Annotated in this window: 16 protein-coding genes; 2 read left to right on the top strand and 14 right to left on the bottom strand. The window is 54.3% G+C overall.

The window, feature by feature from the left end:
* From BLR09_RS20830 to BLR09_RS20800, 7 genes are read right to left on the bottom strand one after another with little or no spacing between them, the layout of a single operon-like run.
* Positions 1 to 792 (bottom strand): sialate O-acetylesterase, encoded by a 792-nt coding sequence (locus tag BLR09_RS20830; RefSeq protein ID WP_093207525.1) that lies wholly within the window; start codon positions 790 to 792, stop codon positions 1 to 3.
* Entirely contained in the window at positions 789 to 3,359 is a 2,571-nt protein-coding gene (locus tag BLR09_RS20825) for a glycerophosphoryl diester phosphodiesterase (protein WP_093207524.1), read from the bottom strand. The genes BLR09_RS20830 and BLR09_RS20825 overlap by 4 nt, the downstream gene beginning before the upstream one ends.
* Positions 3,356 to 4,336: an FAD:protein FMN transferase gene (locus tag BLR09_RS20820; protein WP_093207522.1), complete on the bottom strand. Its 981-nt coding sequence runs from the start codon at positions 4,334 to 4,336 to the stop codon at positions 3,356 to 3,358. Before BLR09_RS20820 ends, BLR09_RS20825 begins: the two co-directional genes overlap by 4 nt.
* Positions 4,337 to 6,118, bottom strand: coding sequence for an FAD-dependent oxidoreductase (locus BLR09_RS20815; protein WP_093207521.1), 1,782 nt, complete (start codon positions 6,116 to 6,118; stop codon positions 4,337 to 4,339). It abuts the gene before it with no gap.
* Complete coding sequence (locus tag BLR09_RS20810; protein ID WP_245689976.1) at positions 6,111 to 7,199, bottom strand: hypothetical protein; 1,089 nt, start codon at positions 7,197 to 7,199, stop codon at positions 6,111 to 6,113. The genes BLR09_RS20815 and BLR09_RS20810 overlap by 8 nt, the downstream gene beginning before the upstream one ends.
* 3 nt (positions 7,200 to 7,202) lie before the next feature.
* Entirely contained in the window at positions 7,203 to 8,684 is a 1,482-nt protein-coding gene (locus tag BLR09_RS20805; RefSeq protein ID WP_093207519.1) for a RagB/SusD family nutrient uptake outer membrane protein, read from the bottom strand.
* 14 nt (positions 8,685 to 8,698) lie between these two features.
* On the bottom strand, positions 8,699 to 11,725 hold the full coding sequence (locus BLR09_RS20800; protein WP_093207518.1) for a SusC/RagA family TonB-linked outer membrane protein: 3,027 nt from the start codon (positions 11,723 to 11,725) through the stop codon (positions 8,699 to 8,701).
* Positions 11,726 to 12,019: 294 nt separating this feature from the next.
* Here BLR09_RS20800 and BLR09_RS20795 point away from each other — a divergent pair, with 294 nt between their 5' ends.
* Positions 12,020 to 13,168, top strand: coding sequence for a LacI family DNA-binding transcriptional regulator (locus tag BLR09_RS20795; RefSeq protein WP_093207516.1), 1,149 nt, complete (start codon positions 12,020 to 12,022; stop codon positions 13,166 to 13,168).
* 64 nt (positions 13,169 to 13,232) lie between these two features.
* Here the strand turns inward: BLR09_RS20795 and BLR09_RS20790 are convergent, their stop codons facing one another.
* The 7 genes from BLR09_RS20790 to BLR09_RS20760 form a co-directional block, all read right to left on the bottom strand.
* Positions 13,233 to 15,053, bottom strand: a complete 1,821-nt coding sequence (locus BLR09_RS20790) for a RagB/SusD family nutrient uptake outer membrane protein (protein ID WP_093207515.1) — start codon at positions 15,051 to 15,053, stop codon at positions 13,233 to 13,235.
* Positions 15,054 to 15,067: 14 nt separating this feature from the next.
* Positions 15,068 to 18,496, bottom strand: a complete 3,429-nt coding sequence (locus tag BLR09_RS20785) for a TonB-dependent receptor (protein ID WP_245689975.1) — start codon at positions 18,494 to 18,496, stop codon at positions 15,068 to 15,070.
* 164 nt (positions 18,497 to 18,660) lie between these two features.
* Complete coding sequence (locus BLR09_RS20780) at positions 18,661 to 19,740, bottom strand: FecR family protein (RefSeq protein WP_093207513.1); 1,080 nt, start codon at positions 19,738 to 19,740, stop codon at positions 18,661 to 18,663.
* A gap of 106 nt (positions 19,741 to 19,846) precedes the next feature.
* Positions 19,847 to 20,443 (bottom strand): RNA polymerase sigma factor, encoded by a 597-nt coding sequence (locus BLR09_RS20775; RefSeq protein WP_093207512.1) that lies wholly within the window; start codon positions 20,441 to 20,443, stop codon positions 19,847 to 19,849.
* A gap of 135 nt (positions 20,444 to 20,578) precedes the next feature.
* Positions 20,579 to 21,226, bottom strand: a complete 648-nt coding sequence (locus tag BLR09_RS20770; RefSeq protein WP_093207511.1) for a phosphoribosylanthranilate isomerase — start codon at positions 21,224 to 21,226, stop codon at positions 20,579 to 20,581.
* A 40-nt stretch (positions 21,227 to 21,266) separates the two neighbouring features.
* On the bottom strand, positions 21,267 to 22,067 hold the full coding sequence (gene trpC, locus BLR09_RS20765) for an indole-3-glycerol phosphate synthase TrpC (RefSeq protein ID WP_093207510.1): 801 nt from the start codon (positions 22,065 to 22,067) through the stop codon (positions 21,267 to 21,269).
* Between the two features lie 15 nt (positions 22,068 to 22,082).
* Positions 22,083 to 22,799 (bottom strand): RluA family pseudouridine synthase, encoded by a 717-nt coding sequence (locus BLR09_RS20760; protein ID WP_093207508.1) that lies wholly within the window; start codon positions 22,797 to 22,799, stop codon positions 22,083 to 22,085.
* Positions 22,800 to 23,004: 205 nt separating this feature from the next.
* Between BLR09_RS20760 and priA the strand changes: the two genes are divergently transcribed.
* Positions 23,005 to 25,500: a replication restart helicase PriA gene (gene priA / locus BLR09_RS20750; RefSeq protein WP_093207505.1), complete on the top strand. Its 2,496-nt coding sequence runs from the start codon at positions 23,005 to 23,007 to the stop codon at positions 25,498 to 25,500.
* Positions 25,501 to 25,544: the final 44 nt, after the last annotated feature.

Genomic DNA, 25,544 nt, shown 5'->3' with positions numbered 1-25,544 from the left:
CTATTTCACTTTCTCTGCCACCACCCGCCCGATCTCATTCAACGCATCCTGGCCGTAGTGGACAAAGTCTTTCATTCGTTTTTGAGCGGGAAACAGCGGGGTGTCTTCGTAGACAACCTGCACATCCGGCAGGCGTTTTGCGACGCTCTGCTGTGCCTTGCGGACGGCCTCGTTGCCGATCGGCTCCCGGCCATCCTGATTTCCAGTCAGTACAATGTAAAAAGGTACCGGGCGCCCCAGGCGACTCCGGAAGCGGGTAATCAGCTCTTCCAGTGCCTGTTCATATTCAGCAGGGGTCATCTTTTGGTCGAAGATGGCGTTGGCATCACGCTCGCCCTGCAACCAGATAATGCCGGCCGTCTTCAGGCCTGTTTTCCGTTCTGCCTGCTGAACTTTGAGGATGGCGTTTTCAAAAAGCGGCTTGCGGCCGGTCGGGTACCACGTCCCCATGTCGCCCAGCTCCGCTTTTTCGTGGCAGGAGCTGCCGCCACGGGCCGCTGGCACCAGTACTACTTCTCTGCCTGTCCGCTCAAAGTACCTCGCGGCGAAGGCAGGCCAGGCGCTGCCGGTATTGGCCCGTTGAAAGTCGAGCGCATTTTCGCCGACAGGATCAAGCAACCGGGCGAGGGAATCTCCCTGCGAACGGTATTCCCATCCATGCGCCGTTTTCACGGATTGAGCGGCATCTCCCTGCCCTACTGAATTGCTTTGACCTGCAGCGACGAACAGAACCCGCTGGCCCATACCTGCCTGATATACAAGCAGAAAAGCGATAACCAGGTATCTTTTCATTGGCCGGTCAGGTCTATCGCCAGTACGTCAATCCCGAAGCCGGGGATCTCCAGCGTCCCTTCGTTCCCTGTTTTTCCCGACGTCAAACTGCGGATAGCACGAACGCTGCTTCCGGCTTTCCATTTTTCGGGATGAAAGGCAAGGCGGGTAGTCGTCGGCTGCACGCGGTTATTCAACAGAATGACATACAGCCGGTTGGATTTCTCTGAACGGGCGAGAACATAGTCTACCGCCGGCTGGTCTGTCTCTACTACCCCTTCACGAATAAGCAGGCGGGCTTTGTCTCCATAAATCGTTCCGGCAGCAAAACCATAGGTCTGGTGCGGGCCTACTTTCGGCGTTACAAAACCGCGGGGAAAGGCTACTTCCCGGTTCGACCGTAGTTCCGCCTCCGCCATGAGGTAATCTGTGATCCAGCCGATCTGCCACCAGGCGTGGTGCGGATAGGGGCCGGCACCGCGGTTCATCGCCTGCCAGTAGTAGGAAGCGACGCTGGTTTTCGGGTCGACGAACGCGTCACGACCAATCGCGCCGGCACGGGCCATATCCCGGAAAAGCGGGTCTTTCGTCAGCTGATACAACCGGATAAACATCCCGGCATGGCTGCACAACTGAATAGGTCCGTGGCGGTTGGCCGAGCCGAAAATACCGCCGTGCTCGAAGCTGAGGCCTGATTGGGCAATTTCCCAGTCTTCCCGGGCGATGCCGTTGACTGTTTTCGGTTTCGTATCTGCAATCGGATGCGTATAAATGGAACTGGTGTAGATTTTCGCTGCCGTGATAGCTCCCTTCTGGTAGCGGGCGTCTTTCGTCAGGTCAAACAGGTCCAGTAAGGCTTGCGCCGATTGGCCCGTTGCAAAATCGGGCGCATAACGCGCATCCCCGCAGACGCCGAGAAAGTGGCCTTTCTCTACCGATTCTTTCAGGAACCAGTCAGCGCCTTTCCGGGCGGCCGCCAGGTACTTCGGATCTTTCAGGATGCGATAGGCGACAATGAGGCCGTAAAACGTCGGACGCACATCGGGAATATCCTTGAAAATCTCTTCCTGGCTATGGTGATCATATGCCACGGCCCAGTGCCCGTCCGGAAACTGATTATGAAGAAGGAAATCGGCGCCGGCGCGCAGCTTTTCCTTCAGCTCCGCATTCTCCGGCTCAAAAAGAAGAATATTGCCGATGTCGAGCATGGTATAGTAGGTAACGCCGATCGGTTCGACGACCTCGCCCCATTCTTCCACAAACTTCTTTGACTTCGCCAGGTAGTACTGCCCTTCCACTGCGCCCTTGAAAAAACCACTGCCGGTTTGCTGGGCGAGCTTGAAGTTCAGGGCATAGGGAAGTACTTTCTGTGTCAGCTCGGGATCACCCGTCGCGTTCGCCAGGAACCACATCGCACCGTAATCGGCGTTTTTCATGGCATCCTTGTTCGAACCTACTACGCCGCCCATGTACGACTGCGCCCCGATTTTCATGCCTTTGTACTCTTCGACATTCCACATCGAGGTGACAGGGTCTGTCAGGTAGTGGTGCATTTTTTCGATCCGGCTCGTGAGCGACTGCCTGCTTTGCCGCAGCGCCAGCGACTCCCGGAACCGGTAGATGTCATACACGGCGTGGTGAATCGCCCGGAACCAGTCGCCTTCCCGGAAGGAATACCGGAACTGATAACTCACGGATTCTCCGGCTTTCAACCCCGATTTCTCTTCCCCGAGTACCGGGTAGTACAATGTCGGTGCGAGTTGGGACTTCCGGTTTTTGTGGGAAAGACCGATGTGCCAGTCTACCTGCGTGATTTTATCCTTCTCCCACGGATCCCGGGCGAGGCCCGGTTCAGGAATAATGGAATACGTAATTCCGGATTTGGTCGTCACCAGCGGGCACAAGGTACTCGCGCAGCGTTCGCGGTAAACGACCGGCAGCTCCGGCACGCCCATTCCGTACGCATAGGCCCGCGGGAAATCCTTCTGAATCGTATTTCCCTGAAAATAACCGGGAACCGACGCCCACGAGAGCTGCTTTTCCTCTACCGAAACCAGCGTAGGAGACGGCAGGGAAAAATACCCGGCCTTCCGGGCGGTCAGCGTCTGAGTAACCTGAATGTCATTCGGGAAACGTGCGTCGAGGCGGTAGTCGGTCACAATGACCCCTTCCGGCATTTCCGTCTCAAACTGTACGTGGCCCTTTCCCTCCTGTCTGCCTTGTTGCGGGAAGAAATGAACGGCAGTACCGGCGGTATTCAGCGACACCGGGTTGATGCTCTCCGCCCATTGGGATTCCTGGTAATGGTAGTTAGCTTCCGGGAAAGTACCTCCGGTGCTTTTCTGAAAGCTCGTCTGCGGCTTTCCGTCGGGCTTTTCTGCTGAGAAAAGCAGCGTTCCCTCTCCGGATGGATTCGCGAGCGTTTCCCACTGCCGGCCTTTCCGGACCGCCGCTTTTTCGAGTACCCAGCCCTGCGGCTTTTTCGTCCACACCAGGTCGAGCTGGTCGTTTTTCAGGGAAAGCCCCGACTGGGCGGCCACCGGAAGCCAGCAGCTCAACGCCAGCCATGCAATCGTGTATCGGATCATTTTGGATTCGTTTCGGTTGAAAGAATGGCTTTCAGACCGTCCGTTGCTTCAGTTTTCAAATGCCCGGTTTCGTCGGCGTAGACGAGCCAGGCGTCCAGTTCCGGATGGCGGGCCAGAAAGGCCCGTGTCCGTTCGAGGCCCATGACCATGAAGGCCGTATCGTAGCCGTCGGCCGTCATCGCATCCGGCGCGAGTACCGTTACACTCAGCAGGTTACTCTGCTCCATCAGACCCGTTTTCGGGTTGATGATGTGGGTATATACCTGCCCGTCGGCGACATAGCGGCTCCGGTAGTTTCCGGCGGTGGTCATGGCCCGGTTTTTCAAGGGAACGGTCGCCAGGTTCCGGCCGGGATGTTCCGGGTTTTCGATGCCGATCGACCAGGGTTTTCCAGGCTGTTTTTCGCCCCGGCAGCGAATTTCTCCGCCTATTTCGACGAGGTAATCGGCTACGCCTTTTTTTTCGAGGTACCGGCCGACGAGGTCAACCGTATATCCCTGTGCAATTCCGTTGAAATCGAGCCGGACGCCCTCCTTTTTCTTTCGGACCGATGTGGCATCATACGCAATATACCCGAACCCGACCCACTGCCGGAGGGAATCAGGATCGGCTCCGGTCCGCTTCCGCGATGCGCCGAATCCGTAGGCCTCGACCAGCGGAAGTACCGTCGGGTCAAACAGCCCATCCGATTCCCGGAATATCTCTTCCGACTTCTTCAATACTTCGAAAAAAATCGGCGAACGGAACCGGTGACTTATTCCCCTGTTGAATGCTGATAGCTCTGAATCGTTCCGGTACAGCGACAGGCATTGGTCCATCGCCTCGAGTACCGAATCGACGCCTGCTTTCAGGGATACGGGATGCCGGCATTTTACCTCCCAGGTAGTTCCCTGTGCCCGACCGCCGAGTACCTGGAGCGGCTGCGCATAGCCCGGAAGTACTCCGGCAAACAGGCAGAGTATCAGAAACAGCTTCATCTAATCTCGGATCAGGGTAACCAGCTCCTGCAGGTAGTCCTGGTAGACGCCGCGGGGGCTGGTCTGGTGTTTCTTTCCGACATATGCCGCATACCCGACTACCTCGCCCATCATTCCGCAAGTACGCATGACGCGCGTACTGCCGAAGGCAACGTGCGTGGTACTGATGTTCCGGCCCGCCATAAACAGGTTGGTAATATTCCGGGAATACAGGCAGCGGTACGGTATGGTATACGGCGCGACCTTGATGTGTTTCGTCCCTGCAAAAAACTCCTGTCCTTCAAAGTACTTGCTGTTTTTGGGGTCGGGGAAGTGAAGGTCTATCGTCCAGGTCGCGGTAGCGGTGCCGTCGGGGTAAAACTTCCCGTCCTGAATATCCATCTGGGTCAGGATATGGTCGCCGAGAAGGCGGCGGGACTCCCGCTTGCCGCCGATGTACGCTACCCAGGCCAGCTGCTTTTTCCCGTACTTTTCCTTCTTGTTGTTTTTGAGGTACGACCAGTTGCCATAGATCGCGCGGAGGTTGTGATCACGGATTTTTTCGGCTTCTGTGATCGTATTGAAGTTACCAAAACCGGTTTCCCACTCCCAATCGGCCTTGTGGCTGTCTACGTGGTATTCTTCCGAAAACGGAATGGCCCAGGGCGTCACGGGGAAAGTCGTCAGGCTGTCCCGGTCGACAGACGCCCAGAGGTTGGAAGTGCCAAGCGTAAAATTGTCCGCTTTATCCGGCGCGAGGGATTCTCCGGTTTCCGCCTTACTCTCCCGACCCATGTGGAAATCCGCGCCGGCCAGGTAGCCGATGGTGCCGTCGCCCGTGCAATCGGAAAAATAGGTTCCCGAAAAACGGTACTCCTGGTTGGTCAGGATATTCCGGCCAACGACCGACTTAATCGTCTTGTTTTCCGTTTCAACCTGATCTACAAACGTATTCAGAAACAAGGTGATGTTCTTTTCAGCCTTGACGATGGCGATTTTACGGGCGTCGCCGTACTCGTTTCCGTCGGGGTTGCCGTTACCGGGGTCGCCATTGTCCATTTCCCGGACAATACGGCCGAGTTTCGGGTAATGGTTCTGGTCGGTTTCTCCCTTCAGGTGTACCCGGATTTCGGAGCTGTTGTTGCCTCCGAGCATCGGGCGGTCCTGAATCAGCGCCACTTTCAGGCCCAGGCGGGCGCCGGAGATCGCGGCGCAGGTACCGGCAATACCGCCGCCGATGACGACGAGGTCAAACTTCCCGGCGTCAATCGGCTGGCTGGTCAGCCCAAGCAGTTTCCGGCGCAAAGGTGTCAGCTCAGCTGTCGTGGCGGGCGGCATAAACTTCGGGGCATCCGTAAAGAGCAGGGCGTCGCAGCGGCCGTTGAAGCCCGTGAGGTCATGCAATGCTACGTTGAGCGTCGCATCAGTGATGTTTACTTCTCCCCCATCGTACCATTTCCATTCGTCAGAACCGCTTTCACCGAAGACCGTACTGACCGGCGTTCCGTTCAGTACCACCTGAAAACGGCCGGGGCCTTTTGGAAACGGCGCCCAGTCTTTCGTCCGGACCCAAAGGCGGTATTTCCCTTTTTTCGGGAATGTTACGGTGGTCGACGCGTCCTTCACCGGCCGGCCCATGCCATGCGCCATCAGGTACGAAGAGCCGATGACGACAAACGATTGCTGGTCGGTGACCCAGCCGCCTTTATTCGCGAAGGATTCTGTTTCAACGAAGACGTGATTCTGCGCCCGGAGTGCGAGGCTTGTCAGGCAGCACAGAAAGAGTAGCAGGTATTTATTCATGAGTCTGTTTCCATTTTTTGAGTTGGTCCCGGACGGCCCGGTCCGCGAGCTTCCAGCTGTCGAGCAGCCGGTAGACTTCTTCGCCCTGTCCGGGTGTGGCGGTGGCGAGGGTTGCGGCCAGTTTCCGGGCGACAGCCACCGACGGTTTTCCTTTTCTCAGAATGCCGAGGAAATAGCCGGTCTGTTCGGCATTGGCGGCGGGCAGGGCCTCCGCGAGGGTTCCGGCGAGGGCGGGGCGTACCGGTATCGTTTCCAGTTTTTTCAGAATAGCGAGCTGGAGCGTATAGCCTGCCCGCCGGTAGGTTTCCCAAAGCCAGACCTGGCGGTCGTCGGAGGCAAATACCTGCGGGTCCAGCTTTTGAAGGGCAGCGCGGGCGACGAACGGATTCTTCCCCCGGATAACCGTCAGCCAGTCGTTCAGAAACGCCGGATTTCCCACTACTTTTTCCATCGCAAAGTACTGATAATGAAAGTTTTGTGATTGAAGAAAGGCATGAAGCAAATCATCTGTCATCAGTGAATCGGTAAGCCGCTTCATTTCGCCGCATCCTTTGCCATAGGCGATGTGCCAGAGGGTATAGCAGGTATAGACGGCGCCTTCGATCACTTCGTTTTTGATGGTTTTGAGCGTGGCTCCGGTTTTTGCGTCAACCGAATCCCGGAGCTTATCGGTATCAGGACCGATGAGGTCGTAGATCGTGACGTCTTTCAGGAGCGACTCCGGGTCACTCAGAATCTGCTGCAGCTTGTCGTAGTTGGCTTCGTCAAATTCCTTGTGGTCCATTTTGGTGAGGGTTTTGCCCTCGGGCAGGTCGTACCGGATGTAATTGCCGAGCAAATCCCAGTAAAAATTGACATAGACCGGTTTGCATTCTCCTGTATAGCAAACCGGCGTGAAAATATTCCGGTAGAAGTACGACGGTTGACCGGCGGCGTCATACGCCAGGTTCAGTACATATGCCGTCGTGTCGTTCTCCCGAAAAGAAAAAGCCTTCACTTTACCCGGCGGATCGCTCTTCGGGAATGCAGCGAGCATTCCCGAAGAGACCATCCATAACCAGGCGGCGACGTACTTTTTCATGCGTTATTTCCAGTCCGGATTCTGCTCCAGTTTGGGATTGGCGTTGATTTCTTCCTGCGGAATGGGGAAGTACTTGTTTTTCGCCTGAACATTCCGGGTCGGATACACGGCGTTGACTGCTTTCGGGATCACCGTGAGGAACTTACCCGTGCGGGTGAGGTCATACCAGCGGTCGCCTTCAGCAAAAAACTCCCATGCACGTTCCTGAATCACAGCGTCGACAAAGGCATCCTTACTCAGCCCTGTTGCCAGATCGGCAAGGCCGGCGCGCTTCCGGACGGCGTTGATGTATCCATACGCGGAAGTAGTAGCTCCGTTCAACCGCGCCTCTGCCTCAGCAGCGATGAGGTACATATCCGGCAGGCGAAGAATGGGGATATTCGGAATCAGACCGATCGTCGAAACCGGGTCCTGGTACTTCTTGATCAGCACGCCGTCGGTCGTAATCGGCGTAACACTGCGCTGCGGAATGGTTTTACCGTTTTTGTCGACATAGGTGGTATCGAGCAGCAAACGTCGCTGGTCTTTCGGATTGAACGAGTTAAAGAAAGACTGGTAGGCGAACATGGAACCGTACGTGGTAACGCCGTATGCCGGCCCGGCACTCCCCGGAGGGCCGCAGAGGCCTGTCAACTGATGTGCGCGCCCCGGAGAAATCGGGTCGGATTCGTAGGCCCACATGTTCTCGATGCGGGCAGCGTCTTCTTTGTCATATTTATAGACGTCGCGGACGTCGGCCATGAGCGAGTACTTTCCGGATGTAATAACAGATTGTGCTTTTTCGAGTGCCTTTGCCCAATCTTCGTTGTACAACGCGGCTTTCGCATAAAGGGCATTGACAACTTCCTTGGAAGGACGGCCTTTATCCACAGTCGGATAGGATGGTAAGCCTGCTTCCAGTGCTTTGTCGAGATCGGCATAAATCTGTTTATACACATCTGCGCGGGAGCTTTTCCCGACAATTGCAGCTTCCTGACTATTACTGGGAGTTGTCTTAATTGGGACATCTCCGAAATTCTTGGTCAGAGACCAGAAGAAAAACGCCCGAAGAAAATAGGCTTCCCCTATGATTTGCTTCTTTCGCGTTTCGTCCATAGCCGTTTCCGGGACCTTCGCAATAAGCCAGTTTGCTTTCTCAATGCCACTATAGGAGGATGCCCAGATTTGCTGCGGAGATTCGTTGAGGCGACCGTTGCTCCGTTGCGTCGTATAGAATGGATCGTAGGTGAAAAGGGTGAGTGTATTTCGCCCTACAACACCGCGCGGGTAAGACTGGTCATCGCTGAAATCCGGCACCAATGTAGCGGCCGGTCCGGAGTACATGTCGCCGAGGGGTCCGTATACCGCGATCAATGCTTTTTCGGCATCTCCAGCCGTTTTGTAAAAGGCATCCGTATAAATGGAAGAGTATAGTTTTTCATCCAACTCGCAGGAGCTCAGCATAACAGCCACTCCGGCGACGGCAAAATTCAGGATCTTTTTCATCTCAGGATAGAGGCTTAGAATGTCAGTTGAATACCACCAAGGAAGGATTTCGCCTGCGGATACACGAGGTTATCAACTCCGATCACCGTATTGGAACCCGCATACGTGTTCACTTCGGGATCATAACCGCTGTAATTGGTGATTGTAAACAGGTTGTTTCCGCTTGCATACACGCGAATCCGTTGAACGCCTTTGATTTTCGGTAGTGTATAGCCCAGTGTGATGTTCTTGCAGCGCAGGTACGACCCGTCTTCAACCATGTGATCCGTCACCGGCAGGCGTCCGCCTTGAAAGCCGCTGACATACTCGTTGCTCGGATTGGAAGCCGACCAGCGATTAGCTACTCCGGCAAACTGATTCCGCTGCCCGAGCGGCATTTCAAACGATAACCGGGCTGCGTTGTAAATCTGGTTACCCTGTGTCCCGGAAAAGAAAGCACTGAAGTCAAAGTTCTTGTAGCTCAGGTTGGTAGAGAATCCATAGATAAATTTCGGATTCGGGTTTCCGGTGATGACCTGATCGGCTGAAGAAATCTGTCCGTCGCCGTTAACATCTTTTACTTTGTACCCGCCGAGACGCCCGTCATAACCCTGGAGAATAGCTTCTCCAGTTTGATTGATACCATCGAAAACGAACGTTTTAAACACTCCAAGCGGCTGGCCAACTTTCAGCAGGGTATAAGCTGTCATGAAAACCTCATCGGTTACGCCGCCATCAATACTCAGAAGCTTGTTTCTGTTGGCCGTTATGTTGGCAGATGCAGACCATTTAAGCGGTCCATTCAAAATCTGACCGCTTACCGCCAGTTCAATTCCTCTGTTTTCAAGAGAAGCGAAATTGCCAACCATGCTTGAATAACCGGAGCTGAGCGGCATGGTTTTCTGATAAAGAAGGTCTTTGGTCTGTTTATAATAGTAATCAACAATGATGTTCAACCGGTTTCGCAACAAACTGATATCCAGACCAATATCTGCCTGAGATGACTTCTCCCAACGCAAATCCGGGTTGGCAATACCCGTCGGGTTCATCCCCGTGGTATAGGTATGATTGATATCATAGTTACTACCCGTAGACCCGACAATCGCCAGTGACTGGTACGGTGATAAACCTCCTGCGTTGCCCGTCACACCCCAGCTTCCGCGTAACTTCAGGTCTGACAGCGAGTTGATATTCTTCAGAAAGGGTTCCTCTATGATCCGCCAGGCTGCTGAAACCGCAGGAAAGATGCCGTACTTATTGTTTTTCCCGAACTTGGAAAGACCATCTGCCCGTGCTGTCAGATCAAGAAAAAACTTGTCTTTGTAGCCATAATTGACACGGGCCATGTACGAATCAAGGCGTTGTTCATTACGGTCAGAATTAGCCGTGAATGTCGCCGCTCCCTGAAGACTTTCGTTTGTCGTCAGGTCATTAGGAAAGCCTTGTGCCGAAATTCCATTGTAGTTATAGGAGTCCTTCTGGGTTGCGAATACCGCTGTCAGTTTGACGCTATGGTGAGCAGCAAACGTTTTGGCGTAAGTCAGGATGCTTTCGTGAAGGAGAGTCAGATTGTTCGTGTTTGTTTTCGATGCCGATCCTGATGTCGCCGTTTGATCTTTTACTGCAATAATCGATCTCGGGGAATAGGTATCCCGAAGACCACTCTGCATATCAACATTGAAAGACGCCCGGTATGTCAGACCCTTCGCCAGAGTGGCTTCACCATAGAGGTTGACAAGCGTCCGCTTCAACGTCAGCTGGTTTTTAACAGCCGTAAAACCAAGAGGATTTGATACTTCTCGATATTGTCCCCCCGCCTGTTCACCGAATGGAGAAATAGACCCGTCAGAGCGATAGGGCTGTAAGGTCGGAGGCGCCCCGATAGCAGCCCCTAAAACTGACGCCGTCACTACTCCCGCATCGCCAATAGCCGTGGCACCGGTGTTAATACCGTTATTAACAGAATAGCTGCCCAGGATGCTGGTACCAACTTTTAACCAGTTGCTGGCTTTATGGTCGACATTGACGCGGTAGGAATACCGCTTAAAGTTCGATGCGACAATGATTCCATCCTGATCAAAGTAGTTAAGAGACATCGCAAGCTGCGTTTTCTCAGAACCTCCTGTTATCGACAACTGATGGCTCTGGATAGGCGCCTTCCTGAAAACAAGGTTCTGCCAGTCCGTCCCCTTCCCAAGCGATGCTGGGTCGGGATAATAGTTATTCTTAAATACTTCATTTTCCAGTTGAGCAAACTGAGCGGCATTCAAAACGGGTAATGTTTTGTTTACCTGCTGTGTGCCGTAGTAACTGTCGACCGTCACGCGGGTCATACCCGATTTGCCGCGCTTTGTAGTAATCAGAACGACACCATTCGCAGCACGCGCGCCATAGATAGCAGAAGCCGAAGCATCTTTCAGTACTTCGATCGACTCAATGTCATTGGGGTTGATCGTCGAGAGCGGACTCACATCGTTGATACCGCCGCTATTGGAAATCTGAATTCCGTCGATAACGTACAACGGTTCCGATGTGCCGCTAATTGAGTTCGTACCCCTTATACGTACACTGACATTGCCTCCTGGTGAACCCGAGTTCTGGTTAATCTGCACCCCCGATACCCGGGACTGAAGCCCCTGAGCGAGGTTGGCAACCGGCGTCTGTACCAGATCCGAGGCCTTCACCGAAGCAATCGATCCGGTCGTTTCCACTTTCCGCTGGGTACCGTAGCCGACGACCACCACTTCATCCAGCCCCTTTTCCTCTGCCTGCATCGAGATGTTGATGATTGTCTGGTTACCCACCGCGATTTCCTGCGACTTGTAACCGATTGATGTGACCGACAGCGTTGCGCCCGCAGGCACGTTACTCAGGACGTATTCTCCCGTGGCGCTGGAGTTCGTTCCGCGGGTTGTTCCTTTGATGGCAATACTGACGCCTGTCAGGGGCTCTCCCGACGACGCTTCCGTTACTTTTCCACGCACAGTGACGTTCTGAGCCGCAACCGAGAGACTCAGCAGACACCCCAACCCGATCCAGAGCTGACGTATGAATGTAGGCATAGGTTTAGAAGTTAAGTTCTTTTTAAAATACAAATTTTGATTGAAACGACCGAATTGCCCCGCTCTGGCTCTTCTGACGTCAATCCTTTGAACTTACTTCGTTTTTTACCAGAATCAATAGAAATAGTGACAGAATGATCGATGAAACTACCGGGAACATTCCCGGAAATGTTCTCGATAGGTAGATTTCAGGAAAATTTGTAGATTTGTGTATCACTTTGGGGAGAATAGGCCAACACATGAAAGTTCTTTCCCAAACCCACACATAATTAAAAAAGTACAATTTCTAAGCCTATGATACGCTGCCCGAAATGCCAGCAGGTCGACGCCGTAACGAAAGCCGGAATCGTCCGGGGAAAACAACGGTATTTCTGCAAAACCTGTGCCGCTCACTTTACCCTTGCCGACACGGCGCCGCCGGCTGCCCGCTCCCGGCACCAGGTGACTATTGTGGATATTGCCCGGGAACTGGGCATTTCGAAGTCGACCGTCTCCCGCGCGCTCCGCGGGCAGTCGGATATCCACCCGGGAACGCGGGAGGCCGTGATGGAGCTCGCCCAGCAGCTCGACTACCAGCCGAACCTCCTCGCTTATGGCCTGGTGAAAAGCCAGAGTAATATGGTCGGAATGATTGTGCCCGAATTCCGGCATTATTTCTTTCCGGAAGTCATCATTGGCGCGCAGGAAGTACTGCAGGCAGCCGGGTACAACCTCATGATCTGCCAGTCCAACGAATCTTATCAGACAGAAGTAGCAAATGTGAAAGCGCTGATGTCGAGCCGGGTCGATGGCCTTCTTGTATCCATCACCAGCCAGACCAACAACGTCGAACACTTCCGGGCACTGGAAAAGAAAGGCATTCCCCTGGTCTTCTTTAACCGCATCTGCCCGGAGCTGGATACGCACCGGGTGGTAGTCGACGACTACGCCGGCGCGTTCCGGGCCGTTCAGCACCTCATCGACCAGGGATACCGCCGGATTGCCCATATCGCGGGCCCGCCCAGTCTCCTCGTCAGCCGCCTCCGGCAGCAGGCCTACCTCGATGCGCTGGAGCAGGCCGGTATTCCCTTCGATCCGGAGCTCCTGATTTCCTACGATCTCACAGACGAAAAAGCACGGATTTACGCCCGGTACCTCCTCGACCTGCCGCAACCGCCCGAAGCGATCTTTGCCGTCAACGACCCCACAGCTATTCAGGTTATTCTGGCAGCCAAAGCACGGGGTATTTGTATTCCCGACGAGCTGGCGGTAGTGGGCTTCAGCGACGACCCTATTTCGGCGATTATTGAACCGGGCCTGACGACGGTCGCCCAGCCCGTCTACGAAATGGGCCGCACCGCCGCCCGCCTGTTCCTCGAAACGGTCGGCACACAAACCGCCCCGACGACGCGGGTTCTTCAAACGGAGTTGATTGTGCGGGGATCTTCGTCGCGGAAGATCTGACAAGCCCCATGCCCTCTGCCCCATGCAATAAAAACGGCTGCCTCTTCCGAAGCAGCCGTTTTCCTTACTCCTTAATCTCCGTCAGCGGAGGTACGTTTTCTTCGTATCCGGAGTACCCCTTGTTCTGGTTGATCCTTCCCTTGGTATTGGAACGGATCGCGTTCCGGGGTATAGGCCACAGTACATGGTAAGGGCTCATCGTGTACTTATCTCCATGATTGGTGACGACGCCCTTGTTGTAGAACTCATTCTTTTCCATGATACGATCATAGAAAAAGTTATTCTCCGAGAAGTTTTCGAGTTTGTACGTCTTGCCGTTGTATGCCGTTTGACCGGTCAAGGCAAAGAGGTAGGCAATCCGCGTCAGCTCGGTTTTCCGGGGCTCTTCGAAATAGAGTTCGCGTGCGCGCTCGTCGAGAATTGTGCCGATGTTCACTTCTCCGGCAGTCAGCGGAGTAGCCCTTGCGCGACTGCGGACCACGTTCAGGTCTGCCGCCGCAGCCGCCAGGTTTCCTTTCCAGTAATGCGCCTCGGCCCGGAGAAGGTACGTTTCGGCGAGGCGGAACACATACCAGTCGGAGTTACCGCCCCGCGCAGGTTTGTTTTGCGGATCGGGAATAAACAGCTTGTAGTGCGGCCAGCTGAACCAGCTCCGGATGGTATCCGTTACGAGCATCACCCCGCTGGCATTGAAGCGCTGAAGAGGTTTTCCGTAGTAGGAGTCGTTGTTTTTCTTGAGATCCGGGTGGTTGTAGACCAGGTCTTCCATGTCCATCCAGTTGCCTTTGGCATGGCGGAGATCGGTCTTGTCGGTCCAGATCCGGTGCGTGCTGTACCAGGTACCCCGGCAGCGGCCGATGCCCCGGCCATATTTGGTGGACTGATCAATTTCAATATCGGCGGCGTCGCTCGTTGCCTTCCGTCCGCTTGGCGTATTGATGGTGTTGTACCATTGCGGGACGGTATTCCGCATGAGCTGCGTGCCGCCATCCATATTTCCTTCAATATTGATCCGGTCGATGACCAGCATCAGCGCTTCCCGGTTCTCAGCCAGGGACTTGTTTTCCGGACGGTGCAGGTCCCATACCACGTTTTTCGTCGCGTCGTTTTTGTCTGCGCCGAAACGATTGGTCATCAGGGCATAAACCCCGCCGTCGATCACATTGCTGGCCGATTTGATGGCATCGTCAAACTTGCCGAGCGCGAGGTTCACCTTCGTCAGCAGGTGGCTGACAGCGCCTTTGGTAACCTCACCCTTGTCCACATTGTCGGGTACCCATTTTTCAGCAAACTCGAGGTCTTCTTTCATTTTCTGAAGAACGACTTCCCGCTTCGTCGAATAAAAATCGAGACGGGGTTCCGTTATTTCCTTCAGAATAAACGGAATATCGCCGAATTGCAGCGCCAGCTTGTAGTAACGGAACGCCCGGTGAAAATAGGCTTTTCCCAATACGGCATTCCGTTCGGCTTCGGAGGCATATTTCGCGTCGTCGATCCGGGAAATGACTACGTTGGCATATTTCACCCCCTTGTAGCCTTCGTACCAGTACCAGCCGATTTTGTTGTAGTCGTTGCTGTTGAGGTTGGCATCGGGGGTAATCATCAGGTTGAGGTCCTGGGCCGGGCCCGATTTATCGGTCGTCCCTTCTACCGCTACTTCCGAAAAGATAGTCTCGGTGATGATCGGCGCAGCATCGCCCGACCATTCGTACCGCATGTTCCGGAGGCAGGCTACGAGCGCGCCGTCCATTCCGTCGGCGTCAATAAAGGTATTTTCAGGCGCGTAAAACGAAAGCGGCTTCGGCGTCAGCCAGTCTTTGTTGCATCCGGCCGTTGCCGCGACGAGCAGGCCCGCAACCGCCAGTCGGTTCATATAAGTTTTCATAGTCGTAAAAAAGGTCAGAGCGTCACATTAAGTCCCATCGTAAAAGTGCGCGGCGTCGGTCCGCTGTTTTCCGGATCCCAGAAATTCCACTGCGGCGCATAGTAGCCGAGGTTCCGGACGGTGAGGTAGGCCTTCAGCCGCTGGATTTTCGCCTTCGAGATCAGCTCCTTCGGGAAGGTGTAAGACATGGAGATGTTATCAAACCGGATGAACGACTTCTGCCGGTACACGCTGAAGTTCGCGCTGCCGTTGCTGGAGGCCAGACGGGCATATTCGTTGTTCGGGTTTTCCGCCGTCCAGTACGGCATGACGTAAGAAGAAGTCCGGTCGGCCAGCCCCTGGTTTTTCGCCTGATTGAAGCTATTCATGTGGCCCCAGTACGAATAGAGCATGAAGGACACGTCGAAATTTTTCCACAGATTGAACTCGTTCCGCAGGTTCCAGCGGAAACGGGGCGCGGTATAACCCAGGAACTGCCGGTCGGCATCGGTGTACTTGAAATCACCGTTGACATCCTGAACCTTGAAATCTCCGGGACGCACGCCATACTTGCCCGCCATATCGGCTTCGGACGACTGCCAGATACCCGTCGTTTTCTGGTCCCAGATCTGATCCAGCGCCTTGCCGATGAACCATTTATTGGTCAGGTCGTCTGCTTCCCGGCTTCCGATGACATTTCCGTTGGCGTCTTTTACATCTACCCTATCTCCGTAGAGGTGCACGACTTTGTTGCGGTTCAGGGAGAAATTGGCCGATACTTTCCAGGAAAACGTCCGCGTATCCATCACCCGTGAGTTGAGCGACAGTTCAATTCCCCGGTTCTGTACCTCGCCGAGGTTATCCCAGACGTAGTTGAAGCCGAGGATATCCGGCAGGGTCCGCTGGACAAGCAGGTCTTTCGTCGACATATGGTACAACTCCACGGTACCATCCAGGCGGCTGTTGAAAAGGGAGAAATCGAGCCCGAGGTTGATCGATGTCGTCTTTTCCCACTTCAGGTTTTTGTTGTTCATCCGGTTGACATACAGCTGGGATACCTGGTACACGGTGCCGTCGTTGCGCACCATCAGGTATTTCCCGGTTGTCAGATCCGAAAGGGCTACGTACCGGCCGATATCCCGGTTTCCGTTCACGCCCCACGACAGGCGTAGTTTTCCGTAGTTAAGCCAGGGCGTTTTGGCGAAGTTTTCGTCGCTGAAAACCCAGCCGCCGGCGATCGACGGAAATGTAGCCCGCGGGTTGGCCTGACCGAAGGCTGAGTATCCGTCGCGGCGGGCCGAAACCGTCAGGAGGTACTTCTGCTTCAGCGAGTAAAACAGGCGTCCCATGAGGGCATCGGCAGTACTGTATTCGTCGTTCGACGTCACAATCGCATTGATTCCCGCCTGAATCCGGTGGTAACCGAGGTTGTCGTTCGGGTCGAAGCCATTGTTGGTGATGGTATTGTTCCAGCTCTGGAACTTCTCGGCGTTGGCGAGCAGGGTCACGTCAAAATGGTGAATCTTGCCGATCGTCTTATTCCATTTAAGAAGATTATCCACCTGCCAGTTGTAGACCATGTTTTCCTCGCGGGAAGCCCGGCCACCCACGTTTTTCCATTCCGGGTGGTGCGAAGATTCTCCGTTGAAGTACCGGTACCACTCAAACCGCGGTGTATAGTTGATCTGATAGGTAATGCCGAACGGCAGGTTTACCTTCGCGAACAACGTGGAAATCAGCGTATTGTATTTCTTGAGACGATCCGTATACGCCATCGACAGGAACGGGTGCCGCGAGCCGCCGCCGGGATCGTCCTGCGGGCTCCAGCGGTAGTTGCCCTGGGCGTCGTATTCCGATCCGTACGGGGAAGCAAGGGTAATCTGGCCCCAGTCGGCCGCTACCTGGCTCTCGTCCCGGTCCGAAAACTGGGCGTTCAGACCTGCCGACAGGAACGAGGTAATCTTACTTTCCATGTTGAAGCGGGTCCGGATCGTTGAAAACCGGTCTCCCACCACAATCCCTTCATTATTGAGATAGCCCAGCGAGTAGTAGTACGTGAAATCGTTTTTCTTTCCGGAGATGCTGACGTTGTAATCCTGGCGTTTGGCGGCGTGGAAAACCTTGTCGTACCAGTTGACCGTCTTTCCGGCTTTGTAATTTTCAATTTCAATCGGCTGAAACTTCAACCGGTTCAGCCATACGTTCGTCGGATCGCCACTCGATCCGTCATAGGCCAGCCACTGTTGCAGCGAAACATCCGAAGGCAGGTTCGACGGATTCGAAAACTGATACGGTTTCGCGTTGAGGTTCTGGCTTTTGAGAACATCCTCCCGCCATCTGACATATCCTTCCGGTCCATACACCGGCTGATCCCGGGCGAGGGTTGAAACGCCTACGTTGGCATCAAAACTGATAGTCGGCTTGTCTCCTTTTCCTTTTTTCGTGGTGATCAGGATTACACCGCTGGCAGCTTTCGCCCCGAATACCGCAGCCGAGCTGGCATCTTTCAGTACATCCAGGGTTTCAATATCATTGGGGTTGATATCGGAAAGGGCGCCGTAGTAAATGACGCCGTCTACTACCAGCAGCGGCGACGAGCTGGCATTCAGCGAAGTACGACCCCGTACCTGGAGGTCTCCGCCTCCTTTCGCAGACGCGTCATAGCCTACGTTCAGCCCGGCTACGTTCCCGCGGAGCATATCCTGCACCGTATTGGGGTTTTCATTTTCGATTTGTGCCGCTTTGATCTGGGAAACAGCGCCGGTAAGGTCGCGTTTCTGAGCGGTACCATAGCCCACCACGACGACCTCATTCAACGCCTGCGTTGCCTCACGCAGGGTAAAGTCAAGGACCGACTTACTGCCGATTTCCACTTCCTCCGCCAGGTATCCGACAGAGCGGAAAACGAGTATTCCTCCGCCGTCGGGTATCGAGAGGCGGTATTTTCCTTTCGAGTCGGTAGAAGTACCCCGGTTGCTGTCCTTCAACTGGATATTCACACCCGGAAGGGGATTGCCCTTCTCGTCGGTAACAGTTCCGGTCACGACCCTGTCCTGGGGTTGCTCAAACTTCGTGACGATTTCCGGTTGTTCTTCCACCGCCGCCGTTCGCCGGAGCAGGATGCGCCGGTCGGTGATCTCATACGTCAGGTTCATCGGGCGCAGCAGCCGCTCCAGCAGTACGTACAACGGCTCCCGTTTCGCATCGAGTGAAATGAGCCGCGCCGACTGAATCAGCTGAGGAGAATACATAAACCGGACATTGGCAATTTCCTCGATTCTCTCGAGCGTCCGTTCAATATCCAGGTTCGAAACCCGAACCGTTACACGCTGGTCAAGGATTTCCTGGGCATGGCCGCTGCGGGCCAGCGCAAGGGTCGTAAAGACGACCGCCAGGAGAAATTGTGGCAATGCGATTCGCATGATTTTCAGCAGAATCTGACAAGAATGTCTACGTTTTCCCATAGATTTGAGCAGGTTTGTTGGTTCTTCGGGATCGGCAAAAAGATCCCCTTCATCCGTTCCAGCGGATGTTTTCGAAAGCACGAATACACGGAGGGTGATTGTGTCGGCGAATGTTCCAGCATTCGCCGATTTTTTTGCCCGGGCGAAAAGCGTTACGACATAGGTTACGGATTTGAGGTTGTATGGTTAAGCGGGATAAGTTGCTTGCAGCCCGTTCCCCGGATGACAATTTCCGAGGAAGAAAGGGTATAGTCGAGTTCCATTGTCCGGCTGATCAGGTTCAGTTTCTCCGGCAGCGGCTCGTCGCCGAGCAGTGCGGTCAACTGGCAGCGCCCCAGTAGTTCTTTATCATAGCGGATCGGAATACCATAGGCTTTTTCGAGCGCGGCGAATACTTCCGACAGCGGCGTCCGGCGAAAATCGAAGCTGAGCTGCTGTATCGGCATCGTCAGCTCTTCCGCGTCTTCAATCTTACTGAAGGTCATTTGCTGCTCCCGGAACGTCAGCCGCTGGTTGGGCGTCAACACTACGCCTGAGGCCGATGCCGCTTCTTCGTCCGGAAAAACCGAGACTTTCCCGGTCTTTACCGTTACCGTCACAATTTTGTTCCGGGAAGCAACGCTGAAGCTGGTTCCGAGTACCCGGGCAACCAGCCCCTGGGTGTATACGTAAAAGGGATTCGCCGGATCTTTCCGTACTTCGAAGAAGGCTTCGCCATCCAGAAATACCTCCCGTTTCCCTGTTCCCTTTGATTTTCCGACCACAATCCGGCTGTTGGGCTGGAGGAGTACCGAGCTTTTGTCGTCCAGGGTAAGCAGCATCGGCTTCGCGGAGGAATTCTTTTTCTCCAGGTAGGCGTGTTCTTTGAGCCCCTTTTCTCCGGTGACGACTGCCACCGGCTGAACCCGGGCAGGACGCTGTGTCCACCAGAACAATCCCGCAGTCAGTACCACCGCGGCGGCAGCGCCCCAGGCTATCCGGAAAAAGGGCTTCCGGGTGCCGCGGGCTGACGCAACGAGGCGGTCTACTTCGCCGTCTATCTCCTCCTCGGAAATCTCATTATAGGCAGAACGGAAATCCCTGATCCAGGCCGCGGCCCGGTCCATCTCCGCCTGCTGCGCCGGCTGTCGGAGGTAGTAGTTGTCCCAGAAAAACTGTTCGTCGCCCGATGCTGTCTTCAGCACCCAGCGGCGAAAGGAAGCATCACGTAAAAAATCGTCAGCTCCGTAAGCGGAATAGTCCATAGCGGATGAGGTTGCTGTATGAAACAGTACCTCTCCCTTCTTTCCTACTGATGATTTTGTAAAAAAAGAAGAAAAAAATGAACAGATTCAACAATTTACCTGATAATCAGTTAGTTGCGAGTACGTGATAAAGGGCGAGGAGAAAGAAGTTCGACTCCGGAATCCAGGTCGTCTTGAGTTGTTTCAGCGCTGTATGCAGGAGGTTATACACCGACTGCGGGTTGATTTTCATCACCTCGGTGATTTCCTCAGCGCTTAGCCCTTCGTAAAAGCGAAGAAAGATGATTTCCTGCTGCCGCGGCGATAGTGAAGCAATTGCCGCACGAAGGCGGTGCTGGTTTTCGGCAGAAAGTTCGAATTGAATAGCCAGGGCTTCCGGTGTAAGTCCGTCGGCCAGGTCGTGCGCGTCAACCGGTTCGGCTTCGGTGATCCACTTTTCGCGGCGAAGTTTCCGGAGCAGGTTGTTGCGCAGGGCTTTGAGGAGGTAGACGGTGACGAAGGGCGATTCACGCAGGGCATCTCTCCGCGTCCAGAGTTCGAGAAAGAGGTCCTGAATGCAATCCTTGATCTGTTCCCGGTCTTTGGTAAACTGGCAGGCATAGTTAAACAGCAGGCGGAAATGAGACCGCGCCAGGGCGCCCAGCGCATCGGCATCCCCTGCCCTGAATTTTAACCAGAGTTCCTGTTGTTCCTGCTCACACATTTCGGGATACTGTCCGGAAAGTTTTCCAATAGACGGCCAAAAGTAGCCTCGTCACCTACTTTTCCTGAAAAGATTCTACAAAATCAATCCAAAAAGAGCTTTCCCCGTTTCTGGAGAAAGCTCTTTTTTATTCGATTATGCTTCGATTTCTTCGGCTTTCAGGCGTTCGATGAAATCCCGTACCAGTGCGATGTCTTTCAGACCGGGTTCTATTTCGAATTTGCTGTTGATGTCGACTGCGTGAATCTTGAGTCCCGTCCTTTCCTTCAGGTCGAGGATTACCTCGGCATCTTCCGGACCGATTCCGCCCGACAGGAAGAAGGGTTTTTCGTTGTCATACCGTTCAAGCAGGGCCCAGTCAAACGCTATTCCTGTTCCGCCGTACTGGCTTGCTTTCGTATCGAAGAGGAAATAGTCGCAGACAGGTTTGTAGTTATTCAACTGGGAAAAGTTGAAGGTATCGTCCACCCGGAATGCCTTGATGATATTCACGCCCTTGAATTGAAGGCTCCGGCAAAAATCCGGCGTTTCTTCACCGTGAAGCTGCACATAATCCAGCGCATACTTCTTGACCGTTCGTATGACCTGATCGATCGAGGCATTCACAAAAACGCCGACTTTCCGGACTGACCGGGGAATCTCCCGGATTATTTCCGGATCGAACGATTCACCTACGTAGCGAGGGGACTTCTCAAAGAAAATAAACCCCAGATAATCAGGCTGTAAATCCAGTAATTCCCGAATATTCTCCGCCTCTTTCATACCGCATACTTTGATTCGCATAGGCTCGTGGGGATTTAAGGTGAAACGTATGGTCAGGTGTTCAGATCGTTACCTGCTGCAGCGCGCCGACCAGGTCGGACAGCGCCTGCCCGGGATGGGGCGTCTTCATGAAGTTTTCTCCGATCAGAAAACCCCGGTAACCGGCCGTATGCAACTGGCGAATGGTTTCAGCGCTGCTGAGACCACTCTCTGAAACTTTAACAACTGTATCCGGAATTTGTTCGACCAGCCGGAGAGAGGTCTCGATGGATACCTCAAAGGTTTTGAGGTTCCGGTTATTGACGCCGATCAGGTTGAGATCGGGAGTCAGGCTCCGGGTCAATTCTTCTTCGTCGTGTACTTCCATGAGTACTTCGAGGCCCAGCGAACGGGCAGTAGCCGCATACTTCCGGATTTCTTCCGGCGTCAGGCAGGCTGCAATCAGGAGGATAACATCGGCTCCCCACGCCTTGGCTTCGAGGATCTGGTATTCATCGACAATGAAATCCTTGCGGAGTACCGGCGTCCGGGGGTTGGACTTGCGCGCCAGCTGAAGGTCGTCGGCATTACCGCCGAAAAACTCCTCGTCGGTCAGGACCGACAGGCCGGCAGCACCGGCAGCGGAATAGGCTGCGGTGACGTCCTGAACGAGTACTTTGTCGTTGATCGTCCCTTTCGAAGGCGATTTCCGCTTGAATTCGGCAATAATTCCGGAAGAACCCTCGGCCAGCAGGCTGGCAGACAGGGAGTTTACCTTCCGCCCGAAAGCCGGAAAAAGCTCCAGTTCTTTGGCCGAAATATTGGCTTTGGCCTGGGCTACCTCCTTCTTCTTGTGCAGGACAATCTTTTCCAGAATATTCATGATGAATGAGTAAGGTTAGCCGTGGAAAATAGCTTCGTTGACTTCGTCGTCAAACTCCAGAAATTCTTCCCAGAACGGGTTGGCGGGCAGCGCCGCCTTGCAGATGATCGCTTCTTTTTTGACCGGATGGATGAAAAACAGCCGCCGGGCATGCAGGTTGATGCTGGCATCCGGATTCGGCCGGGGATAACCGTACTTCAGGTCTCCGCGGATCGGGCAGCCCATGCTGGCCAGCTGCACCCGGATCTGGTGCGGACGGCCGGTTACGGGGTTTACTTCCAGCAGGTAATGGTGGTTCATTTCCCCGAGCAGCTTGTAGGTCAGCTCGGCCTTCTGGGCCCCGGGACGTTCGTAGTCATAAGCCGTTACGACGTTACGGGCTTCGTCTTTCACGAGCCAGTGCGTCAGTTTACCGCTTTTCTTTTCGGGTTTGTTCTTGACGACAGCCCAGTATGTTTTCTGAATGTCTCTCCGCCGAAAGAGCTCGTTCATGCGCTCCAGCGCTTTGGAGGTACGGGCAAACACGACCAGCCCGCTGACCGGACGGTCAAGGCGGTGGACGGTTCCGAGAAACACCGCTCCCGGTTTTTCGTACTTATCGCGGATGTAATCTTTGACGTAATCGGAAAGAGTCACGTCGCCGGTCTCATCGCCCTGCACCAATACTCCTGCCGCCTTGTTGACGATAATGAGATGATTGTCTTCGTAAACGACGTGAAATGGTTTTGCCATGGAAATCCTCACTCTAAAAAAAGCAAAGCTACACATTATCAGGCAAAATTATCCTCCTTTCGGTGGATTCCTGCGGGGTTTTCGCGCTATGGGCGACCCGGCTCCTGATAACGAAGGGCACACGCTTTTCTGTATTCTCTTCCGGACACCCGGCAAAATCCCCGAATGGTCCCCATCCCTGCTCTTTTTATCTTAACTTTCCGTCATGAACCAGCTCGATTTTCAGGAAGAGATTACCCAGTTTGCCGATGTTATTCTTCCTGTTCCGGTTCCCAGGCTGTTTACGTACCGAATTCCGAGAGAATACGCGGGGCAGATTCAACCGGGCGCCCGGGTCATTGTCCAGTTCGGCAAAACGAAGGTATTGACAGCCCTCGTCGCCCGCATTCACCCCAATCCTCCGAAGCAATACCAGGCCAAATATATCCTCGAAGTACTGGATGACACACCCCTCGTAACGCGGTGGCAGTTAGAGCTTTTTAACTGGATTTCAGAGTATTATCTCTGCCACATCGGGGAAGTCATGAACGTGGCGCTTCCTTCTGGCCTGAAAATATCCAGCCAGTCGAAAGTACAGTTCAATCCTGATTTCGAACACCCCGACCTGCTGACAGCCCGGGAGGCTGAAATTGTGGAAGAAATCAAGAAGCGGCAGTCCCTTACCTACGACGAGCTCGCCCGTTTCGCTGACATCAAGAACGTCTACCACCTCATCAAATCCCTGATCGGCAAACGCGCGGTCATAGTTTTTGAAGAAGTAAAGGAAAAGTATACACCTAAAATCGTTCGGAAGCTCCGGCTGACCTCCTTCTATGCCGATGCCGGCAACCTGACGGAGCTCATCCGGCAACTGGAGAAAACGCCCCGGCAGCAGGAAGTCCTGCTCGAATACCTCCGCCATGTGCCGGCGCTCCGCTCCCCCGAACTGAATGCTCATGGCATCAGCAAGTCGGTCTTTTCCAAAAACGAGGAACTATCGGATTCATCGCTCGAAACCCTGATCAAAAAGGGCATTTTTGAAACGTTCGATATTGTCGTAAGCCGCTTTGCCGAAGATACAGGTGTCATCGCTTCGCCTCCGGCACTCTCTGAAGCCCAGCAACTGGCGCTGGCGGGAATCGTACAGGCATTTGAGGAGAAGGACACCGTGCTTTTTCACGGCGTTACGGGTTCCGGAAAAACGGAAGTATATATCCACCTCATCGAGCAGGTACTGGCTTCGGGTTCCCAGGTACTGTACCTCGTCCCGGAAATCGCATTGACGACACAGATTGTCGTACGCCTGAAGAAGATTTTCGGGGAAAAAGTCGGCATTTATCACTCCAAGTTTTCGGATAATGAGCGGGTGGAAGTATGGAAAGGCGTGTTATCCGGCCGCTTTCAGTTTGTGATCGGCGTGCGGTCGTCCGTTTTCCTCCCGTTCGACAATCTCGGCCTGATTATTGTTGACGAAGAACACGAGCCCAGCTACAAGCAATACGATCCCGCCCCACGCTACCACGCCCGTGATACGGCGCTGGTCATCGCACGTATGCAGGGTGCGCGGGTATTGCTCGGATCGGCGACACCATCCATCGAAAGTTATTTCCACGCCACGCAGGAACGGTATGGTCTCGTGACGCTGTCTGAACGGTTTGGCAGTGCGAGCCTTCCCGCTATCGAACTGCTTGATATCCGCCAGGCGCGCCGCAACCGGGGCATGCGCGGAGAGTTTTCCCTCGCGCTTCTGCAGGAGCTCGGCGCGACGCTCGAAAAAAAGGAACAGGCCATTCTGTTTCAGAACCGGCGGGGTTATTCTCCTTACATTACCTGCGAGGATTGCGGCTGGATCGCCAAGTGCGACAGCTGCGATGTCAGCCTTACCTATCACCAGCGGGAAGCCGAGCTGCGCTGCCATTACTGCGGACACAAGGAGCCGGTTCCCCGTACCTGCCCCGCCTGCGGCAGTACCAAGGTTAAAACCATCGGCTTCGGAACCGAAAAGCTGGAAGAAGATCTGCAGCTGCATTTTCCCGCCGCCCGCATCCAGCGGATGGACCTCGACACCACCCGTTCCAAAACGGCCTTTCAGCAAATGATTCAGGATTTTGAGAAAGGGGAAACGGACATGCTCGTCGGTACCCAGATGGTTTCCAAAGGGCTCGATTTCGACCGGGTCAGTCTGGTGGCTATCTTTGATGCAGACCGGATGATTCATTTTCCGGATTTCCGGGCATCTGAGCGCGCTTTTCAGCTCCTTACCCAGGTAGCAGGCCGCGCCGGACGGCGAAAAGACCGGGCCGGGCGGGTCGTCATCCAGACAAACAATACGCAGGATCCTCTTCTGGCGAAGGTTATCCACAACGACTACGACGGCTTTTTTGCCGAAGAGCTGGAAGAGCGCCGTCAATTCTTCTATCCGCCCTTTACCCGCATTATCCGGTTGACTACCCGTCATATCGAGCAGCAGGTGGCGCAGGCAGCCGCCTCCCGACTCGCGGCGCTACTCACCGCTCAACTCGGGACAGACCGCGTAAAAGGGCCTGAAACGCCGCTGGTCGAACGGATCCGCAATCAATTCCTGTTCGACGTTCTCCTGAAATTCGAGCGTAACCTCAACCTCCGTGCCATCAAGGAAAAAATCCGGGAAGTGGTGGAAGAGGTCGTCACAACGAAAGACTTCAAAGGCGTGAGCATCGTCGCGGATGTAGACCCGGTATGACCGAATCCCGGGTCTCCTCAAAATGCGAGATTATTTTGCTGATT

The organism is Siphonobacter aquaeclarae (assembly GCF_900103285.1).
GTDB lineage: Bacteria > Bacteroidota > Bacteroidia > Cytophagales > Spirosomataceae > Siphonobacter > Siphonobacter aquaeclarae.
The sequence above is the reverse complement of the archived record's forward strand: the minus strand, read 5'-3'. Positions and strand labels throughout refer to the sequence as shown.

Bases quoted from the DNA above. Each gene is read 5' to 3' on its own strand.
- BLR09_RS20830 (WP_093207525.1), bottom strand. From the start codon at position 792: ATGAAAAGATACCTGGTTATCGCTTTTCTGCTTGTATATCAGGCAGGT.
- BLR09_RS20825 (WP_093207524.1), bottom strand. From the start codon at position 3,359: ATGATCCGATACACGATTGCATGGCTGGCGTTGAGCTGCTGGCTTCCG.
- BLR09_RS20820 (WP_093207522.1), bottom strand. From the start codon at position 4,336: ATGAAGCTGTTTCTGATACTCTGCCTGTTTGCCGGAGTACTTCCGGGC.
- BLR09_RS20815 (WP_093207521.1), bottom strand. From the start codon at position 6,118: ATGAATAAATACCTGCTACTCTTTCTGTGCTGCCTGACAAGCCTCGCA.
- BLR09_RS20810 (WP_245689976.1), bottom strand. From the start codon at position 7,199: ATGAAAAAGTACGTCGCCGCCTGGTTATGGATGGTCTCTTCGGGAATG.
- BLR09_RS20805 (WP_093207519.1), bottom strand. From the start codon at position 8,684: ATGAAAAAGATCCTGAATTTTGCCGTCGCCGGAGTGGCTGTTATGCTG.
- BLR09_RS20800 (WP_093207518.1), bottom strand. From the start codon at position 11,725: ATGCCTACATTCATACGTCAGCTCTGGATCGGGTTGGGGTGTCTGCTG.
- BLR09_RS20795 (WP_093207516.1), top strand. From the start codon at position 12,020: ATGATACGCTGCCCGAAATGCCAGCAGGTCGACGCCGTAACGAAAGCC.
- BLR09_RS20790 (WP_093207515.1), bottom strand. From the start codon at position 15,053: ATGAAAACTTATATGAACCGACTGGCGGTTGCGGGCCTGCTCGTCGCG.
- BLR09_RS20785 (WP_245689975.1), bottom strand. From the start codon at position 18,496: ATGGGAAAACGTAGACATTCTTGTCAGATTCTGCTGAAAATCATGCGA.
- BLR09_RS20780 (WP_093207513.1), bottom strand. From the start codon at position 19,740: ATGGACTATTCCGCTTACGGAGCTGACGATTTTTTACGTGATGCTTCC.
- BLR09_RS20775 (WP_093207512.1), bottom strand. From the start codon at position 20,443: ATGTGTGAGCAGGAACAACAGGAACTCTGGTTAAAATTCAGGGCAGGG.
- BLR09_RS20770 (WP_093207511.1), bottom strand. From the start codon at position 21,226: ATGCGAATCAAAGTATGCGGTATGAAAGAGGCGGAGAATATTCGGGAA.
- trpC (WP_093207510.1), bottom strand. From the start codon at position 22,067: ATGAATATTCTGGAAAAGATTGTCCTGCACAAGAAGAAGGAGGTAGCC.
- BLR09_RS20760 (WP_093207508.1), bottom strand. From the start codon at position 22,799: ATGGCAAAACCATTTCACGTCGTTTACGAAGACAATCATCTCATTATC.
- priA (WP_093207505.1), top strand. From the start codon at position 23,005: ATGAACCAGCTCGATTTTCAGGAAGAGATTACCCAGTTTGCCGATGTT.